Annotated in this window: 12 protein-coding genes; 5 read left to right on the forward strand and 7 right to left on the reverse strand. The window is 32.2% G+C overall.

Annotated elements, in window-relative coordinates; all coding sequences use genetic code 11:
* Positions 1-4: 4 nt before the first annotated feature.
* Positions 5-1,285: a glutamate-1-semialdehyde 2,1-aminomutase gene (hemL, locus tag M4I21_RS13730; protein ID WP_249559805.1), complete on the forward strand. Its 1,281-nt coding sequence runs from the start codon at positions 5-7 to the stop codon at positions 1,283-1,285.
* Between the two features lie 52 nt (positions 1,286-1,337).
* Here hemL and M4I21_RS13735 read toward each other — a convergent pair whose 3' ends face one another.
* From M4I21_RS13735 to M4I21_RS13750, 4 genes are all read right to left on the reverse strand, one after another.
* Positions 1,338-1,877, reverse strand: a complete 540-nt coding sequence (locus M4I21_RS13735) for a DUF4890 domain-containing protein (protein WP_249559806.1) — start codon at positions 1,875-1,877, stop codon at positions 1,338-1,340.
* 154 nt (positions 1,878-2,031) lie between these two features.
* Positions 2,032-2,211, reverse strand: a complete 180-nt coding sequence (locus M4I21_RS13740; RefSeq protein ID WP_249559807.1) for a hypothetical protein — start codon at positions 2,209-2,211, stop codon at positions 2,032-2,034.
* A gap of 345 nt (positions 2,212-2,556) precedes the next feature.
* Positions 2,557-5,037, reverse strand: coding sequence for a zinc-dependent metalloprotease (locus M4I21_RS13745; RefSeq protein WP_249559808.1), 2,481 nt, complete (start codon positions 5,035-5,037; stop codon positions 2,557-2,559).
* Positions 5,038-5,549: 512 nt separating this feature from the next.
* Positions 5,550-7,058 carry a hypothetical protein gene (locus tag M4I21_RS13750; protein WP_249559809.1) on the reverse strand — a complete coding sequence of 503 codons (1,509 nt, stop codon included), beginning with the start codon at positions 7,056-7,058 and terminating at the stop codon, positions 5,550-5,552.
* Positions 7,059-7,209: 151 nt separating this feature from the next.
* Between M4I21_RS13750 and yiaA the strand changes: the two genes are divergently transcribed.
* Complete coding sequence (gene yiaA / locus M4I21_RS13755) at positions 7,210-7,689, forward strand: inner membrane protein YiaA (protein WP_072304704.1); 480 nt, start codon at positions 7,210-7,212, stop codon at positions 7,687-7,689.
* 127 nt (positions 7,690-7,816) lie between these two features.
* On the opposite strand, the gene lysS is transcribed toward yiaA, so the two are convergent.
* Entirely contained in the window at positions 7,817-9,508 is a 1,692-nt protein-coding gene (gene lysS, locus M4I21_RS13760; protein ID WP_249559810.1) for a lysine--tRNA ligase, read from the reverse strand.
* Between the two features lie 315 nt (positions 9,509-9,823).
* Here lysS and M4I21_RS13765 point away from each other — a divergent pair, with 315 nt between their 5' ends.
* Together M4I21_RS13765 and lipB are read left to right on the forward strand one after the other, a co-directional pair.
* Entirely contained in the window at positions 9,824-9,982 is a 159-nt protein-coding gene (locus tag M4I21_RS13765) for a YqaE/Pmp3 family membrane protein (RefSeq protein WP_072304706.1), read from the forward strand.
* 15 nt (positions 9,983-9,997) lie between these two features.
* On the forward strand, positions 9,998-10,702 hold the full coding sequence (gene lipB, locus M4I21_RS13770) for a lipoyl(octanoyl) transferase LipB (RefSeq protein ID WP_249559811.1): 705 nt from the start codon (positions 9,998-10,000) through the stop codon (positions 10,700-10,702).
* 1 nt (position 10,703) lies between these two features.
* Here the strand turns inward: lipB and M4I21_RS13775 are convergent, their stop codons facing one another.
* Positions 10,704-13,145 carry a ribonuclease HII gene (locus M4I21_RS13775; RefSeq protein ID WP_249559812.1) on the reverse strand — a complete coding sequence of 814 codons (2,442 nt, stop codon included), beginning with the start codon at positions 13,143-13,145 and terminating at the stop codon, positions 10,704-10,706.
* Between the two features lie 28 nt (positions 13,146-13,173).
* Positions 13,174-13,779, reverse strand: coding sequence for a ribonuclease HII (gene rnhB, locus M4I21_RS13780; RefSeq protein WP_249559813.1), 606 nt, complete (start codon positions 13,777-13,779; stop codon positions 13,174-13,176).
* A gap of 438 nt (positions 13,780-14,217) precedes the next feature.
* Here rnhB and M4I21_RS13785 point away from each other — a divergent pair, with 438 nt between their 5' ends.
* A complete protein-coding gene (locus tag M4I21_RS13785; protein ID WP_249559814.1) occupies positions 14,218-17,433 on the forward strand; it encodes a SusC/RagA family TonB-linked outer membrane protein in 3,216 nt (1,071 codons plus the stop codon).
* Positions 17,434-17,442: the final 9 nt, after the last annotated feature.

Raw genomic sequence — 17,442 nt, forward strand, 5'->3', positions numbered from 1 at the left:
AAAAATGATTTATAAGAGAAGCAGTGAACTTTTTAACGAAGCAAAAAAATACATTCCTGGTGGTGTAAACTCTCCGGTCAGGGCTTTTAACGCTGTTGGTGGCGAACCAATTTTTGTAAAGGAAGCAAAAGGCGCCTATTTGTATGATGAGGACGGAAATAAAATTATAGATTATATAGCATCATGGGGGCCATTAATTTTAGGTCACGCTTATGATCCTGTTATTAATGCTGTAATAGAAAAAGCCAAAAAAGGAACTTCTTTTGGTATGCCAACAGAGATAGAGACAGAGTTAGCAAAGTTAGCTGTGTCTATGGTTCCTAATATTGATAAAATTAGATTTGTAAATAGCGGGACAGAAGCTTGTATGAGTGCTGTGCGTTTAGCAAGAGGTTTTAAAGGAAAAGATAAAATCATAAAATTTGCAGGTTGTTACCATGGCCATTCAGATTCTTTTTTAATACAAGCGGGTAGTGGAGCGGTTACTTTTGGTAGTCCAAACAGTCCTGGTGTTACAAAAGGTACAGCTAAAGATACTTTGTTGGCAAATTATAATAATTTAGCAAGTGTTACAGCGTTAGTAGCTGCTAATAAGGGAGAAATTGCAGCAATTATAATTGAGCCTGTTGCAGGTAATATGGGGTGTATAATACCTTCTAAGGAATTTATTACAGGTTTAAGAGAAGTTTGTACTAAAGAAGGAATTTTGCTAATTTTTGATGAGGTTATGACTGGCTTTCGTTTAGGAAGAGGAGGAGCACAGGAAATTTTAGGTATAGATGCAGATATTGTAACTTTTGGTAAGGTTATAGGTGGCGGATTACCTGTTGGCGCTTTTGCTGCACGTGATGAAATTATGGATTATTTAGCGCCAAACGGACCTGTTTACCAAGCAGGAACCTTAAGTGGTAACCCATTAGCTATGAGCGCAGGTTTGGCTATGTTGACAGAGTTAAATAATAATCCTGATATTTTCAGAAGCTTAGCAGATAAAACGGAATACTTACATAAAGGTTTAGAAAAGGCTTTAGATAAAAAGGGAATAGCGTACCAAATAAATAGATTTGGAAGTATGATTTCTGTACATTTTACTGATGAACCAGTTGTAGATTTTGCTTCTTCAGCGAAAGGAAATAACGATACTTTTAAAAAGTATTTTCACGGAATGCTAGACAAAGGTGTTTACTTACCGCCAAGTGCTTTTGAAAGTTATTTTTTAAACGATGCATTATCGTATAAAGATTTAGATGATACTATTGCGGCTTTAGAAAGTTTAGAGTTGTAGTACTTAATTTGAATAAATAAAAAAAGGAGCCATATTTGGCTCCTTTTTAGTTTTAAGACTTCATTGTCTTTTCTCTTTTTTCCATTCTGTCGTCCCTATTTATCCTAGTTCTTTTATCTTGAGCATTCTGCGTACCTCTTTTTTTTAGAGAGTGAGACTTTCTTTTGTGCATTTTACTCCATTGTGCATATTGATCTTTGGATAAGATTTTTTGCAATGCTCTTTTATGCTTTATTTGATGATCTAATTTTGCATTCGCTTGGGCATACTTTTTCTCTGGAGATAATTTAGAATGTTCTTTTTTATCTTTTCTTTCTTCTCTTTTTTGTTGAATTAATTCAGCGTTTTTTAGATTTAGCATTTCAATTTTAGATTGCTGCGCATCTGATAAATCTAAAGCAAGTGTCATTCTTTTAGTCTGCAAAACAGCTATTTGCTCTGGCGTAAATTTTGCCATTTTATGCATTCCTTTTTTGCCGCCTTTTTTTCTATGCGTTTTATGTTTTGTGTCTTTAGAATCTCTTTGTTTTTCTTGTGCAGAAATAGTTAAAATGCCTAGCATTAAAACCATTATAAATGTTATTTTTTTCATACTACTATTTTTTATAGTTCTCTATTTTGACATTAGATTTTTAAAATAGTTTAATAGCAATGTGCCTTTTAGTATGAATTTAACATTAATTATAAGACATAAAAAAAGTCTGAAACCCTAAAGTTTCAGACTTTTTTTTACTTTTTCAATACGCCTATTCTTCTTCAGTTAACTGAACAATTAAGTCATTATTGTTTGTACTCTCTTCTAGGTTGTGAAGTTGAGCAGTGTTACCTTTTTCATCTAAAACATTTTCACTATCCATTGCTCCGTAAGCAATAATAGCAAGAACTAAACAAGAAAAATAAACTAAGCTTTTTAATTTATATGACATAAGATTTGGGGTTTTTATATCGGTTCTATATCAAAGATACCTAGGTTAATTAATAATTAAAAACTCTTGTTGTAAAACATCCATATAATAGTTGTGAAACATCAATATTATGTGGTTTACTCTCTGCAATATATTAAAAAAAATGAATAAACAGGATAAAGTGCAAAGTTAAATAGATGAAATACACATATTTGGTCTATTTAATATAAAAATAGTGGTGAAGCTGTTGTAAAAGTGTAGCAAAATTGTTGTGTAGCCTAGGAGTTTGTTTATGAGTTTGTTACAAAAAAAAAGGCTGCAATGTATGTAACATTGCAGCCTTTAGGATAAGGTGTTTTGCCTGTTTTATTTAGGGTCTAAAATAGCACCTATTCTTTCTTGTATATCTTTTAAGTGAGCTCTTCTAATTCCTGAAGAGTTGGCAGCTGCAGATTTTACAGAACGCTCTAACGTTTGTAATTCTGCTCTAACAACCGCTCTAATATCAGACTGACTCACATTTACAGCGGTACCAAACCTTGAAGATTTAGGATCAGTTGTCATTAAGTATTCCATACGGTCTACATAAGCACGTTGTAAATTACGTCTATAGGTGTCAATAGATTTTCCTGTACTAAGTTCTTTCCAGATGCCTTTTCTTACATCTGACATCATTGTAGTAAGGTTGTATGCTTCAGAACCGTTTAAGGCTTCGTTTTCTATCATACGAGCCATTCTGCCAGTATCTAAAAGATTGCTTAACGTTCTAGACTGTGTGCTTCTAATACGCTCTACAGCGCCAGCATTTTCTATTTTATTAAGTATGTTGTTGTCCAGTAACCAAGTTGGTGTTGTAAACAATTGCTTGTGTAAAAATTGAACTGCTCTTTTTTGCTTTTCTTTTGCTACGTGAGAGTAAACATCGCCTTCTTGATCGTATGTTTTATAATTTTCATACACACCACCTACGTTATTAGAAACGTGTCCCATATATCTGTTGTACTGTCCTAGTACTTGACCGTATAACTCATCTAGATCGTCATAAGATTTACCATCTTCTGCAGTCCATTTAATTAAGTTAGGAACAATTCTTTTTAAGTTAGCGATACCATAATCACTAGCTTTCATTGCATCATCACCTAAATCTTCGGTTTGTGAACTAGGGTCTATAACACCAAATTGTTGTTTTCCAAAACGGTAAAGAGGATCGCCGGCGTGCTTTAAAATCCAGCTATCTAAAGTTTTCTTTTCATCTTTAGCAGATTTATCCATAATAGGACGGTAACCCCAGCTAATAGAATATTTATCATAGATACCAATATTTGGCATTAAAGCAACACCTTCATCACCAGGTTGTGCTACGTAATTAAAACGAGCATAATCCATAATTGATGGAGCAGTACTATATTTTTTTGTAAAAGATGCAGAACGTAAAGAATCTACAGGGTACGCAGAACTACTTCCCATGTTATGAGGTAAGCCTAAAGTATGACCAACTTCATGAGAAGATACAAAACGTATTAATCTACCCATAACTTCTGTTTTAAACTCAACACCTCTAGCATCTGGGTTAATAGCTGCAGTTTGTATAAAGTACCAGTTGCGTAACAAAGTCATTACGTTATGGTACCAGTTAATATCTGACTCTAATATTTCTCCAGTTCTTGGATCACTTACGTGAGGGCCATTTGCATTAGGAATTGGAGAAGCTAAATACCTAACAACAGAATATCTAACATCTTCTGCAGACCACTCAGGATCTTCTTCTGGAGTAGGAGGTGTTTTTGCAACAATTGCATTTTTAAAACCAGCAGCTTCAAAAGCAACTTGCCAATCTTCTATACCTTGCTTAATAAAAGGAACCCATTCTTCTGGTGTAGCCCTGTCTATGTAATAAACAATTTGTTTTTTAGGTTCTACAAGTTCCCCTTTTTTAAATTTTTCAAGATCTTCATCTTTAACTTCTAATCTCCATCTATCTAAATAGGTAACAGATTTACTTTTTTGTGCATCTAAACCATAATCTACTTGACTGCGAGCAAACCAACCAACACGTTCATCAAAATAACGTCTTTTCATAGGGTTATTAGGAAGTAAAATCATAGAGTTGTTAATCTCTAATGTAATAGATCCTAAGGCAGAGTTAGATGGTGGGTTACCAGCAAAATATGTTTTTACGTGTCTAGCTTCAATATTTAAAGGGTAGCTTTTTACACTTTCAATATAACTTCTACTATCGTCTAAACGGCTAACTTTGTATTGTTTTCTGTTACGCTCCGGTAAGCCTAGTGTTTTTACATCTTTTTCAAAAAAATCATTAATTTCTATTACCGTTGTAGGGTTAATAGAATCTTTTTTTAATGCTTTAATATCAAAAGAATATAAAACTGGTTCTAGGTTAGAGTTCATAACCGCTTCGTGTACAGGAAGTTTTTCGTCTGCAACAATGCTGGTAGACATAATACGTAGAAGGACTTTTTTGTCTTTCTTCTCCCAGCGTAACATCTGCGTGTTAATTTTACCACCACCAAATCCTAGTCCGGTTGCTGTTTTTGATATTCTACTAACCATTAACATTTCTTTGTTTAACAAAGAATCTGGAATTTCGTAATAGCGTTTATCATCTACAGTATGTACTTTAAAAAGACCTTCGTCTGTTACGGCGTCTTTAGTAATTACTTTACTGTAAGGTAAAATGTCTCCTTTTTTTGGTTTAGCAGCGGGAGTTTCTGTTTTAGCATTTTTCTTGCTTTTCTTGTTTTTCTTTTTAGACTGAGCTTCTATTGTGGTTAATGAACCAAATAAAAAAACAGCTAATAGAAGTTTGGTGAGTAAACTTTTAATCATTGTTAGTTTGAGTTTAATTTTTTGAATGAAACAAATAAAAGTAAAATATTCTTAATTCTATGTTAAGGATATCATAACAAAAAAATGCTTAGTATCAATTTTAAGGCTACTTAAGATTTTGGTTCTAAGGTTTTTATAATTTATTTAACACATCTTAACATTTGTTAAAAAAAATGATATTTAACTGTAATTATGTTAAAATTTTAGTTTTATTGTAACTTTTCGATTTATTATTCGTCTATTTAAGTAACAATCAACAACAAAAAGCATTATAAGATTCTCTTTGTAAGATTGAATTAGTCGATTGAATAGCCTCTGCAATGCAGGGGCTATTCTATTTGTACTTTTTTATTAAAAAGGAATATAGTGTAAATGTGTACATTAGAATTAAAGCGCGCAAAAGCTAGTACGTTAGGAGGTGTTGCCGTTAAGCATAAAAGCAGGGCTACTTGCCATTGGTACAACTAATATATTTGCGAGCATAGTAGAACGTAATAACAAGTCAGTTTTTATTAATTTTCTCTCGCAAGTTGTACTAATTCTAAAGTTGTTTGGTAAAGAGGTTTGTTCTCCATTTTACTTTTTAGCCAAGCATAAAAGCTCATTACAAAAATATCTTCTTTTTCTTTCCCTACCCATTCAAAAGAGCTTTGTACCTTGTTTTTAAACTCAGCTGTTTGTATAAACGGGGGGTCTTTGTAATATGCTTCTATAAAAGATAGGTATGTTATTGCTCGTTGCTGTTTAATTTGCTTTAGGTAACTAAAGTAATTTCTTTTAAAGCTAAGTAATCTAGATTCTACTAAGTTTATATTGTCTAGTTCTATGTGTAGAATAATTTCGATTAAGTTTTTTTTAATAACCCATTCCTTACCTGCTTTACTTTCGTAATAATTATCTGTGTGGTAAAATTTAGAGAAAATACCGTGTGCGTCTTTATATCTTTTGGCTTGTATATAAAACATAATTAAACTTAAGTGTATTTTTAAGAGCGAATCTAAATCTTCATGCTTGGTATTTGTATGCTGTTCTAATATTTCTATGGCTGTTTTTTGTTGATTAGAATAGTTTGCATTTAAGGCTAGTAAAAACTGATGTTTTAGTTTAAAAGTAGTGTAGTGCTTTTTTCTATTTAGGAGCATTTGGGTTTCCATTTGCTCTAGGTAATTTAAAGATTCTTTAAATTTCTTATTTCTAAATAAGGTATTTGCAATTAAAAAAAGAACTTGAATATGGTAGTATAATTGCTTGCTCTGACTTTTGTGTGTTTTTAAAATAGAGTAGGTTTCTATTATAAAAGGTTCTGTTTTTAAATAATCATTAGTTACAAATGCTGGTATGGTTACCAAAGTAATTAATTGATATAAAGATTTAAAAGACATAGATTCGGTTACAGAAATATGGTGATCTTGCAATGTGGTCTTTAATAATGTTTCTATATCTATAATATCTCCTTTGTAGGTAATGTTGTGTAGTGTTTGTCGCATTTTTGCATACACAATGTTTAGTTGGTCTTCTATAAAAAGGTTTTTTTGGTTGGCTTTAAATGTTTTAATAAGACTATTAATCTCTATTTCTGGATTTGCATATGCATACTGAATTTTTGTATGGTAAATTTCATTAAGGATGGAAAATAAGTAGTGTGCCTCTGCTAATGCTTCTGCTTTGTCTAAAATTTTATAAGCCAGTTTGTATTGCTGGTTGTGTAAAAAAGAACGAGAGGCAAGTATGTATTTAATGACTTGCATATCTACTGAGTTTTCTTCCTCTAAGTTTATATTGGCAATAAAATCTATTAAAGATTGATAAACCCGTTTTCTTAAGGCGTGGTACGCATTCTTTTTATTTGAGTTATATAGGGCGAGGCAAATTTCTGATGAAGACAATTCGTTTTGCTGCAATAGCTTAAATAGTTGAATGTTTTTAATGTCATTTCTTTTGTTCTTTTTCTTCAAATAAGTAACAAATTGTTGTTGTTCTTCAATAGTGAGTGTAGAAATAATTAAGTTTAAATCGGTCATTTAGTCGTCAGTTATTTTTGGTGTAGAATATATAAATATAATGTATTTTGATGGTTTAATGTAAAATATATCGTCAGTTTTACGTAAAACTTGTGTTGCTGTAACCTTAAAAGCGTTACATCTTTGCATCATAATCAAAACAAAAAATATTATGGATTATCAAACAAATGTTTCAGTAGATAAAGAGTCAAAATTAAAAAAGAAAAAAGTTAAAAAGGTATACGATCAAAGACCAACACCGGCATTTATTGGAGCCGCATGGACATCTTTATGTGTGGGTATGGTTGCTTTCTGTATTGGCTTATGGAATGCAGAAATGTTACTAAATGAAAAAGGATATTACTTTACAATTCTTCTTTTTGGCTTGTTCTCTGTTATATCTCTACAAAAGGCAGTTAGAGATAAGTTAGAAGGGGTGCAGGTAACAGATATTTATTACGGTATAAGTTGGTTTGCTGCAACAGCATCTATTGTGTTATTAGTTGTTGGTTTATGGAATGCCGATTTGTTATTAAGTGAAAAAGGATTTTACGGGATGTCTTATTTGCTATGTCTTTTTTCTGCTATCGCCGTACAGAAAAACACAAGAGATATTAAGTATATAGAAGATAATGATAAAAATGAAGAGTAGTTTAAAAACTATTTAAAGAGTTAAAACAAACACAAGCTATTTGTTTTGATGAAGGTTATTAGTTTAACCAAAAACAGCGTTACTAAAAAGTAACGCTGTTTTAAATTTATATGGTTTTGTAGTCTAGTTACGCAAGTTCTACAAATAAGCCTTCTTCTGTTTTTGCTACTTTAGCAGCATTGTTTTTGGTCAATTCTTTAATGGTTTTATCCCATTTTTTATTGCTTAAACCAGAAGCAACCTTTAATTCTTCTAAAGGTAGTTTATTAGATTTTTTAAGAATGTTTAATACCGCTTTTCCTTCATCACTTAAGGCAACAGCTTTACGCTCCGGTCTCATTTGTGGAAAGAAAAGAACCTCTTGTATAGATTGGTTGTTGGTTAAAAACATAATTAATCTGTCCATTCCAATTCCCATTCCAGATGTTGGTGGCATACCATATTCTAAAGCACGTAAAAAGTCTTCGTCAATAAATTCGGTAGCTTCATCATCACCTTTGGCAGCAAGTTTTAATTGGTGCTCAAAACGCTCTCTTTGGTCTATTGGGTCGTTAAGCTCAGAATAAGCATTTGCAATTTCTTTACCACAAACCATAAGCTCAAAACGCTCTGTTAATTCAGGGTTATCTCTATGTTCCTTGCAAAGCGGACTCATTTCTTTAGGGTAATCGGTAATAAAGGTAGGCTGTATATAGTTTCCTTCACATTTTTCCCCAAAAATTTCATCAATAAGTTTTCCTTTACCCATTGTTTCATCAACCTCTATTCCTAAACCTTTAGCAGCTTCAAAAATTTCGGTTTCAGTTTTACCTGTAATATCAAAACCGGTAAAGTGCTTTATAGAATCTGCCATTGTTACACGTGCATAAGGCGCTTTAAAATTAATTTTATGCTCACCAAATGTAGCTTCACTTGTACCGTTCACAGCAATTGCACAATGTTCTAGTAATTTCTCACAGAAATCCATCATCCAATTATAATCTTTATAAGACACATAAATTTCCATAGCTGTAAACTCTGGATTATGTGTTTTGTCCATTCCTTCGTTTCTAAAGTTTTTAGAAAACTCGTAAACACCATCAAAACCACCAACAATTAAACGCTTTAAATAAAGCTCGTTAGCAATTCTCATGTACAACGGAATATCTAAACTGTTGTGGTGTGTAATAAACGGTCTGGCCGCTGCACCACCAGGTATAGGTTGTAGTATTGGTGTTTCAACTTCAAAATAACCAGAGTCATTAAAAAAGTTACGCATTGCGTTAAATAACTTGGTACGCTTAATAAACACCTCTTTTACGTGCGGGTTTACAACTAAATCTGCGTAACGACGGCGGTAACGCATTTCTGGGTCGTTAAACTCATCAAAAACTTTACCATCTGCATCTACTTTTGGTAAAGGTAATGGACGTAAAGATTTACTAAGTAGTGTAAAGTTTTTTACCATTACTGTTTTTTCACCAACTTGTGTTGTAAACAAATCGCCTTCTATACCAATAATATCACCAATATCTAGTAATTTTTTGTAAACATCGTTGTACAATGTTTTATCGTCACCAGTACAAATCTCGTCACGATTAAAGTATACTTGTATTTTTCCTTCGCTATCTTGTAGTTCTGCAAAAGAAGCTTTTCCTTGTATTCTACGAGACATTAATCTACCAGAAATAACCACCTGTTTACCCTCTTCAAAATTCTCTTTAACTTGTTTAGAGGTCGTATTTACTGGATATAGGTCTGCTGGATATGGGTTTATCCCTATTTCTCTAAGCTTGCCTAATTTTTCCCTTCTGATGATTTCTTGTTCCGAAAGCTGCATATATCTATATTAAGGCTGCAAATATAGTTACAAAGTGGTAATCTATCAAAGTAGAATGTGTAATAGAATAAAAAGGCTTTGTAATTTTTACAATTTGATGTAAGTATGTTGTAAATCATCAATCTAAAAACAATTAAATTTTATAATAATACGGTCTTTATTTTTAAGTTTGATGTTTTTATTGGTTGTTAAAAATTTGATTTTATCAATCTATAAAAGCGTGAAAAATATGCTGTTTTTAGTGAAGTTGAAGAAAAAGAGTAACAAAGATGTGTTTTGTTCGTCTTATAAGTACATCAATCAAAATAATAATAAATGAGTTTTTGGAGAGTAGTATTGGCTATTTTTTGTCCGCCTTTGGCTGTAATCGGTAAAGGGTGCGGATCTATCGTAATTGTGTTTTTACTTTGGCTATGCGGTTGGGTGCCTGGTACAATTGCAGCGCTTATAATATTGAATAATCCGGACAGATAATTGTATCTTTGTAGAATGAATAAAGAAGTATTTCTACAAGATTTAGGACAAAAAGATTATAAAGAAACTTGGGACTACCAAGAAGATCTTTTTAAAGAAACTTTAGATATAAAGATTAAGAACAGGCGAGAAGATGCTGGTTTAAAAACACCAAATCACTTTTTGTTTGTAGAGCATCCGCACGTGTATACCTTAGGTAAAAGTGGTAATATGTCTAACTTGTTAATTGATGAAGAACAATTGGCAAAAAAGAATGCAACCTTTTATAAAATTAATAGAGGAGGAGATATAACATATCACGGACCAGGACAAATAGTAGGCTACCCAATAATAGATTTAGATAACTTTTTTACAGACATACATAAGTATTTGCGTTTGCTAGAAGAGATGGTGATTTTAACCCTGGCAGAGTATGGTTTAAAAGCCGAAAGATCTAAAGGAGAAACTGGAGTTTGGTTAGATGTAGGTACGCCATTTGCGCGTAAAATTTGTGCAATGGGTGTACGCGCTAGCAGATGGGTAACTATGCACGGTTTTGCTTTAAATGTAAATGCAGATTTAGGGTATTTTGATTTAATGATACCTTGTGGCATAAAAGATAAAGCAGTAACCTCTTTAAACGTTGAACTGGGTAAAAGAGAAGTAAATGTTACAGAAGTAAAGGAAAAGCTACTGAAGCATTTTACAACGCTTTTTGAGGCTAAAATAACGGTCAAGTAATTTAGTTTATTTTATATACAATTATAGAGTTATCTAAGTCCTTAGATACAAGCTCTAATTTTTTATCGTTATCTATATCTGCAATATCTATAACAGAACTTCCGTAGACCGGAAAGTTTTGTATTGGTTCTGCATTACTGTCAAACAAATAAATTTTCTGGTTTTGTAAATCGGTAACACTAATGTATATTTTATTGTTGATATAAAATATTTTTGGTTTGCTATACATACCTAAGTCAAGAGTTACTTTTTTTCCTTTTATAGTAATTGTATTTTGGTCCATTAGAACCAATGTATTGCTTGTAGCGTCTAAACCGTGATCTTTAATTAGGTTAAACTTGGTTGCAGACGTTTTACCATTTATCGCTATTTGGTGTAGAATTGCTGTTGTGTCTGTTACTGTAAACTTATCTTTATACAAGACAACGTCATTGGCAGAAAAGGCTATTTTTTTATGAGTCTTAACACGTACTTTACCAACTCTATTTAAGATTTTAAGAGAGCCATCTTCTAGCATAAAAACCAAGTAATCTTTAGAGCCAACAGTAAAGTGTTTTGGTTTTTTTATAATAGCACTAATCGCTTTAGTGTAGGTGAAACCAGAAACTATATTTGCTTTGGTATTGTACATAAACACGTTGTCTCCTTGTGTTACCACAAACCTGTATTTTTTATTGTTTTCATAATCAAAAACAGCAAGCGCATTTAAATTACCTCCTTTATAGGTAAAAGAAAAAGGTTCTACAGACTTTCCATCTCTGTCTAAAATTAAAAACTGATTGTTAGTTGTAAAAGCAAATTGTAATCTTCCGTTCTTATATAAGTCTACTTGTGCTATTTCTCCCTGTATTTTGCCTTCTAATTGTTTTTTCCATAAGACCTTGCCATCAGTAGAAATTAAATAAAGGTTGTTTGTTATATCTTGAACTATGACCTCTTTTTTGTTAGTTCTGTGGTTTTTTACAAACTGAGGATTGGTTGCAAGGTCATTATCTAACTGTACAGTAAAAATAGGGGACGTAGTATTAGATGCTGTCTCTGTATTTATTTTCTGAATGGTAAAATTTGTGTGATAAAAATTTGCATCTGCAACAAGCTGACCTGCAAAAAAGTAATTTTCTAAATCGATACCCTTATAGTTATCTGAAACAATAGCGACTAAATCTTGTTTTAGTTTTTTAGCATCCACAATTCGTAGTATTGAAGATTGTTTTGCCATGGTCTCTGTAGCAGACTTGTGAAAAGGTGTTTTATTAAACGTTGTGCCATTTTTGTAATTGCTAATAATGTCTTGTAACGTATTTAAATCTTCAGAAAAAATAAAAGCATTACCTATTATAGTGTAGTAGTTAGATTTAAACCCTTCTACCAACGGACTAAATACCTGAGTTAGTATAGTGTTTTTGTTTAACTCCTTAATTTCACTGTCTTTAAAGTTGCTCTCGGCTTTCTTAAAGGTATTCAGGTATTCATCTATATTATCTGCGCCAAAGGTTTGTAGTAAAACTGCTTTTTTAGAATTTATAGTAATTAAAGCAACTTCTTCTACAGTATTAAAAATAGAATCTTGCAGACTGTCTTTAGCTAAAAAGTTAATTCTGTTTTTGGCAAAAGTATTATAGTCTGTAAAAGTATAAGAGCTAATTGCCTCTGTATTTTCTGGAGCATAATCTTGCACCCTGTTGGTTACAGCAGTTGTATTTTTAAACAGACTTAAAATTGATAAAACAGAATCGTTAGTAACGGTTATACCAGCTAAGTTTAATTGGGTTTGCTTGGTGTTAATGTCAAGCGACATCCAATCCGTGATTTTGGTGTCTGCAATTGTATCTTTTGGTAGTGTACTTTTAAGAAAAAAGTTGTTTTGAGTATGTAAAAACAAAGTTCCAGACTTATTGTTGCCAGCTGCTTTGTATAGTTTTTGTATGGTATTGCTGTTTCGTCTAGTTTCTACAGTATTATTAATAGTGTTTTCTATTAAGTTTTTAGAGCTAGATAAAATGGTGTATTCGTTTTCTTTATAACTGTAATAAGCAATGCTGTCTAGCGTAATTTTAGTGTAAGTAGTGTTTTTATAATCTAAAACACTCTGGGTTGTATTTAAGCTATCTAATCTGTTTAGGTTTATGGAGTCCTTGGATATAAAAAAGAAGTCAGTGGTATCATTTGTTTTGGCAAAAGCAAGCAAGCCTTTTGCGTTAGGTTCTACATAATGTAATAAGGTAGTAGATTGCTGATACGTGCTAAAAAGGTTCGTTTTTTTAAGACTAGTTAAAAAATCGTTGTTTTTAATCTCGCTAGTTAAACTATTGTAATCGTTAATTTTTAGTAGCGTAGTAGTGTTAATAGGAACATAATCTAGAATAGATGTCTTGGTTTGTTGGTTGGTAGTGCAACTCATACAAACTAATAATAGTACTACTGCAATAATTTTAAATTTCATAGAAAACAGCTTAGAAAACAAAGTTAGATTAATTTAATTTTAAAGGAAGCTTTAATTGCTCGGGTAATTGTTTAAAACTTTTACGGTGGTATTTAGTTATTCCAAATTCTCTAATTGCTTCTCGGTGTTCTTTGGTGGGGTAGCCTTTGTTTTTTTTCCAATTGTACATGGGGTACTCTAGGTGTATTTTTTCCATATACGCATCTCTATAAGTTTTAGCAAGTATAGATGCAGCAGCAATACTCATAAACTTAGAGTCACCTTTAATAATACACTCGTATGCAATTTTTTTATAAGGCTTAAATCGGTTGCCATCTACAATTATAAAATCGGGTTTCGTTGTAAGCTTGCCTATGCTTTTGTGCATTGCAAGTATAGAGGCATTTAAGATGTTTATTTCGTCTATTTTTTTAGGGTATATATGTGTTACGCCAAAGCAAATAGCCTCTTCCTCTATAATAGGTCTTAGAAGTTCTCTTTTTTTTTCTGATAATTGCTTGGAATCATTTAGAATATCATTTTTAAAACCTTCAGGTAAAATAATTGCAGCAGCTGTAACTGGGCCAGCTAAACACCCACGACCAGCTTCATCTGTTCCTGTTTCATTAATAGAGTTGTAAAATAATTCTAACATTGATTATCTAATTTTTATAGAATGTAAAATTAGGGTTATTTAAGAAAATCTTTTAATGATTAGTAAAATAAGTGGATGTCTACGCTTAAAAGCTAAATTGTCAAAAAAGGTGAATTAGTTTTTATTTAACATAAAGTTTTAGTTTAAATATGACGTATTGGTAACTTAAAATTAACAATGGATACCTATTTTTTTTACTAGTGATAACCTTTTATGAATTTATACGTTTTTTTATTTTTTTATTTTTTTATTTGAGTGTTTATTTTTTATTTTTTTAGCCAAAAAAACGATTTAAATTGACTTTTTTTTGAGAAAAACAAAGGAATATTTAATAGTGATTTAGTTTTTAACATATCGTCTTTCGTTAACAAAAATTTCTTGCAATCTTAACCGTTAATTAAGAGTTTTGTGAGGTACTAACTCAAAAATTTTTAATAAATGAGAACGAAAGTAGCGTGGATTTTAACACCTTTACTGGTGTTATTAATGAGTTTCTCTTACGGACAAGAGAAAACAATTACCGGTAATGTTACAGACCATGAAGGTCTGCCATTACCAGGGGTTTCTGTATTAGTTGTGGGTACAACAACAGGAACACAATCAGATTTTGATGGTAACTATACCATTAAAGCAAGTGTAGGGCAAGTTTTGCGTTACAGTTATGTTGGTCAAAAAACAACGGATAGAAAAGTTGGATCAGCAAACACAGTTAGCCTTCAAATGGAGGAAGATGCGGAGGCTTTAGATGAGGTTGTAGTGGTAGGTTATAGTACTTCTACAAAACAAGCTTTTACGGGTACTGCGAAAGTGATTAAAGCAGATATTTTAGAGGCTAAAAGTTTCTCTAATGTTTCGCAAGCTTTAACAGGCGAAGTTGCTGGTGTAAATGTTATTAATACATCAGGTCAGCCAGGTACTGTTGCAACAATACGTATTAGAGGTTTTGGTTCGGTTAATGGTAACAGAGATCCTTTATACGTTGTAGATGGTGTTCCTTTTTCTGGGTCAATAAACTCAATAAATCCTTCAGATATAGCTTCTACAACTGTATTGAAAGATGCTACGGCAACTGCAATTTATGGTGCGCGTGGAGCAAATGGAGTTATTTTGCTTACTACAAAAATGGGTAAAAGAGGGAGTACATCTATTGAGGTAGATGTTAAAACGGGTGTAAACTTCCAAGCAATTCCTAGGTATGATGTAATTAATTCTGCAGATGAATATACAGAATTAGCATGGATGGCTATGGGTAATAGAACATTAAGTTTTGACCCTACAAATGACAATGTTGCTTATGCAAATGCATTTTTGTATTCATCAAGAGGGATAAACCCAAACTTTAATCAATATGATACAAACGATGTTTCTCAGATAATAGATCCTGCTACAGGTAAAGTGAGAGCTGGTGTTGGTCGTAGATATACTCCAGAAAATTGGGAAGATGCGGCATTTCAAAGCTCTGTAAGAACAGAAGCAAACCTTAAGATGAGTGGCGGTAATGACAAGACAAGATATTTTTCTTCTTTTGGTTATTTAGATGAAGAAGGATATATTAAAAACTCTAATTATAAGCGTTATTCAACAAGATTAAACGTTGTTCACAATCCAAAAGAATGGTTAACTGCAACTGCTAACTTAGGGTATACTTATGATGAAACAAGATCTAATGGACAGTCTGAAGATTCAGGTAGTGTGTTCTGGTTTGTAGATAATATTCCATCTATTTATCCATTGTATTTAAGAGATGCAGCTGGTAATACAATCCCAGATACTAAATATGGCGGAAATCAATATGATTACGGTTCTGGTAGAGGATTTGGAGGTTTAACAAATGCTATTGCAGATTCTGAGTATAACTTAGATTCAAATAAACGTCATTCTGTTAATGCAAGTTTTTCTTTAAAGTTTGATATTACTAAAAACTTAACTTACGAAACTAAATATGGTTTACAGTATTATACAAGAACAAGAAATGCTATAAACAACCCTTTTTATGGTTCTGCAGCAGGTCAAGATGGTAGTATTTACAAACAATTTGATGATGCTTTAACTCAGAACATGTTAAATATGTTCAGATATTCAAAATCTTTCGGATCTCATACTATTGAAGCGATTGCAGCACATGAAACGAATAAAAGAGATTATGAGATTACATCTATTAATAAAAGTGGTATAGTTAATCTTCAAAATGGCTCGGATCAATTAAATAATTATGTTGTCAGTACTTCTCCTCCAGGAGGGTATAATTTAAGAAGATCATTAGAAAGTTATTTTGCTCAAGTAAACTATAACTTTGATAACAAATACTATTTAACGGGTTCTATCAGACGAGATGGTTCTTCTAGGTTTGCTAATGATAAATGGGGAACTTTTGGTTCTGTAGGTGCTTCTTGGGTAATTAATCAAGAAGATTTTATGAGTAATGTAGACTTTATCGATTTCCTTAAATTAAAAGCTAGTTATGGTTTAGTAGGGGATGAAGCAGGTGCAGCGCACTATAGCGGTCAAAATGCTTATGATATTCAGAATCTAGGAGGAGAAATTGCTTTAAGTATAAGAGCAATTCAATATGAGCAATTAACATGGGAGACCTCAAAGATGTTTCAAACTGGTCTAGAATTTACAGCTTTTAATAACGTATTAGAAGGTGCTGTTGATTACTATGTTAAGACTACGGATGATTTAGTTTTTGATAAACGTTTAGCGCCTTCTACATCAAATGGTCTAATTACTGTTAATGATGGTACTTTAGAGAATAAAGGTCTTGAATTTGATTTAACAGCACACATAATTAAAAGTAAAGATTATGCATTAAATTTCTCTATTAATGGAGAAATACTAGATAATAAGCTAACTAAAATGCCTACAGAACTTGCTACAGGTGATGCAAAAATTTTAGACATTAGTGGGAACTATGGTAGGTCTAAAGGTCATAGCTTGTACGACTTTTATTTAAGAGAGTGGGCTGGAGTTGATACAGATAATGGAAATCCTTTATGGAACTTGTACTATAATGATGCTAACAATAATGGAGCAGTAGATGCAGGAGAAAGTATTGCTAGTTTAACAGAATATAAAATAGCAAATCCTAATGCCGTTGTTAGTAAAACAACTACTAGTGAATATGCAGATGCTACGCAGAAGTATGTTAATAAATCTGTAATACCAACTATTAGAGGTGCGTTTAGATTGGCAGGTAGAGTTAAGAATTTTGATATTTCAACTCAATTTGCATATAGTTTAGGTGGATACGCTTATGATGGAGCTTATGCTGGCTTAATGAGTAACGATCAAATAGGGTCGGGTAACTACCACGTAGATATAAGAGATAGTTGGAAACAACCAGGTGATGTAACAGATGTTCCTAAATTAATTAGTAACGTAAATACACAAGTAAATTCTGCTTCATCTCGTTTTATTAGATCTACAGATTACTTTGCTTTAAATAATGTAAGATTAGGGTATACATTACCTTCTAAATTTTTAGAAAAATCTGGATTGTCAGGAGTAAATCTATGGGTTTCAGGAGATAACTTATTTTTATTAAGCTCAAAGAAGGGCTTTAATCCTATGTCTTCAGAAACAGGGGTTAGTAGTGTTTATAGATATGCACCATTGTCTACTGTAACAGCAGGAATTCGTCTTAAGTTTTAATTTAAAAAA

Origin of the sequence: Cellulophaga sp. 20_2_10 (genome assembly GCF_023476645.1) — a bacterium.
Lineage (GTDB): Bacteria > Bacteroidota > Bacteroidia > Flavobacteriales > Flavobacteriaceae > Cellulophaga.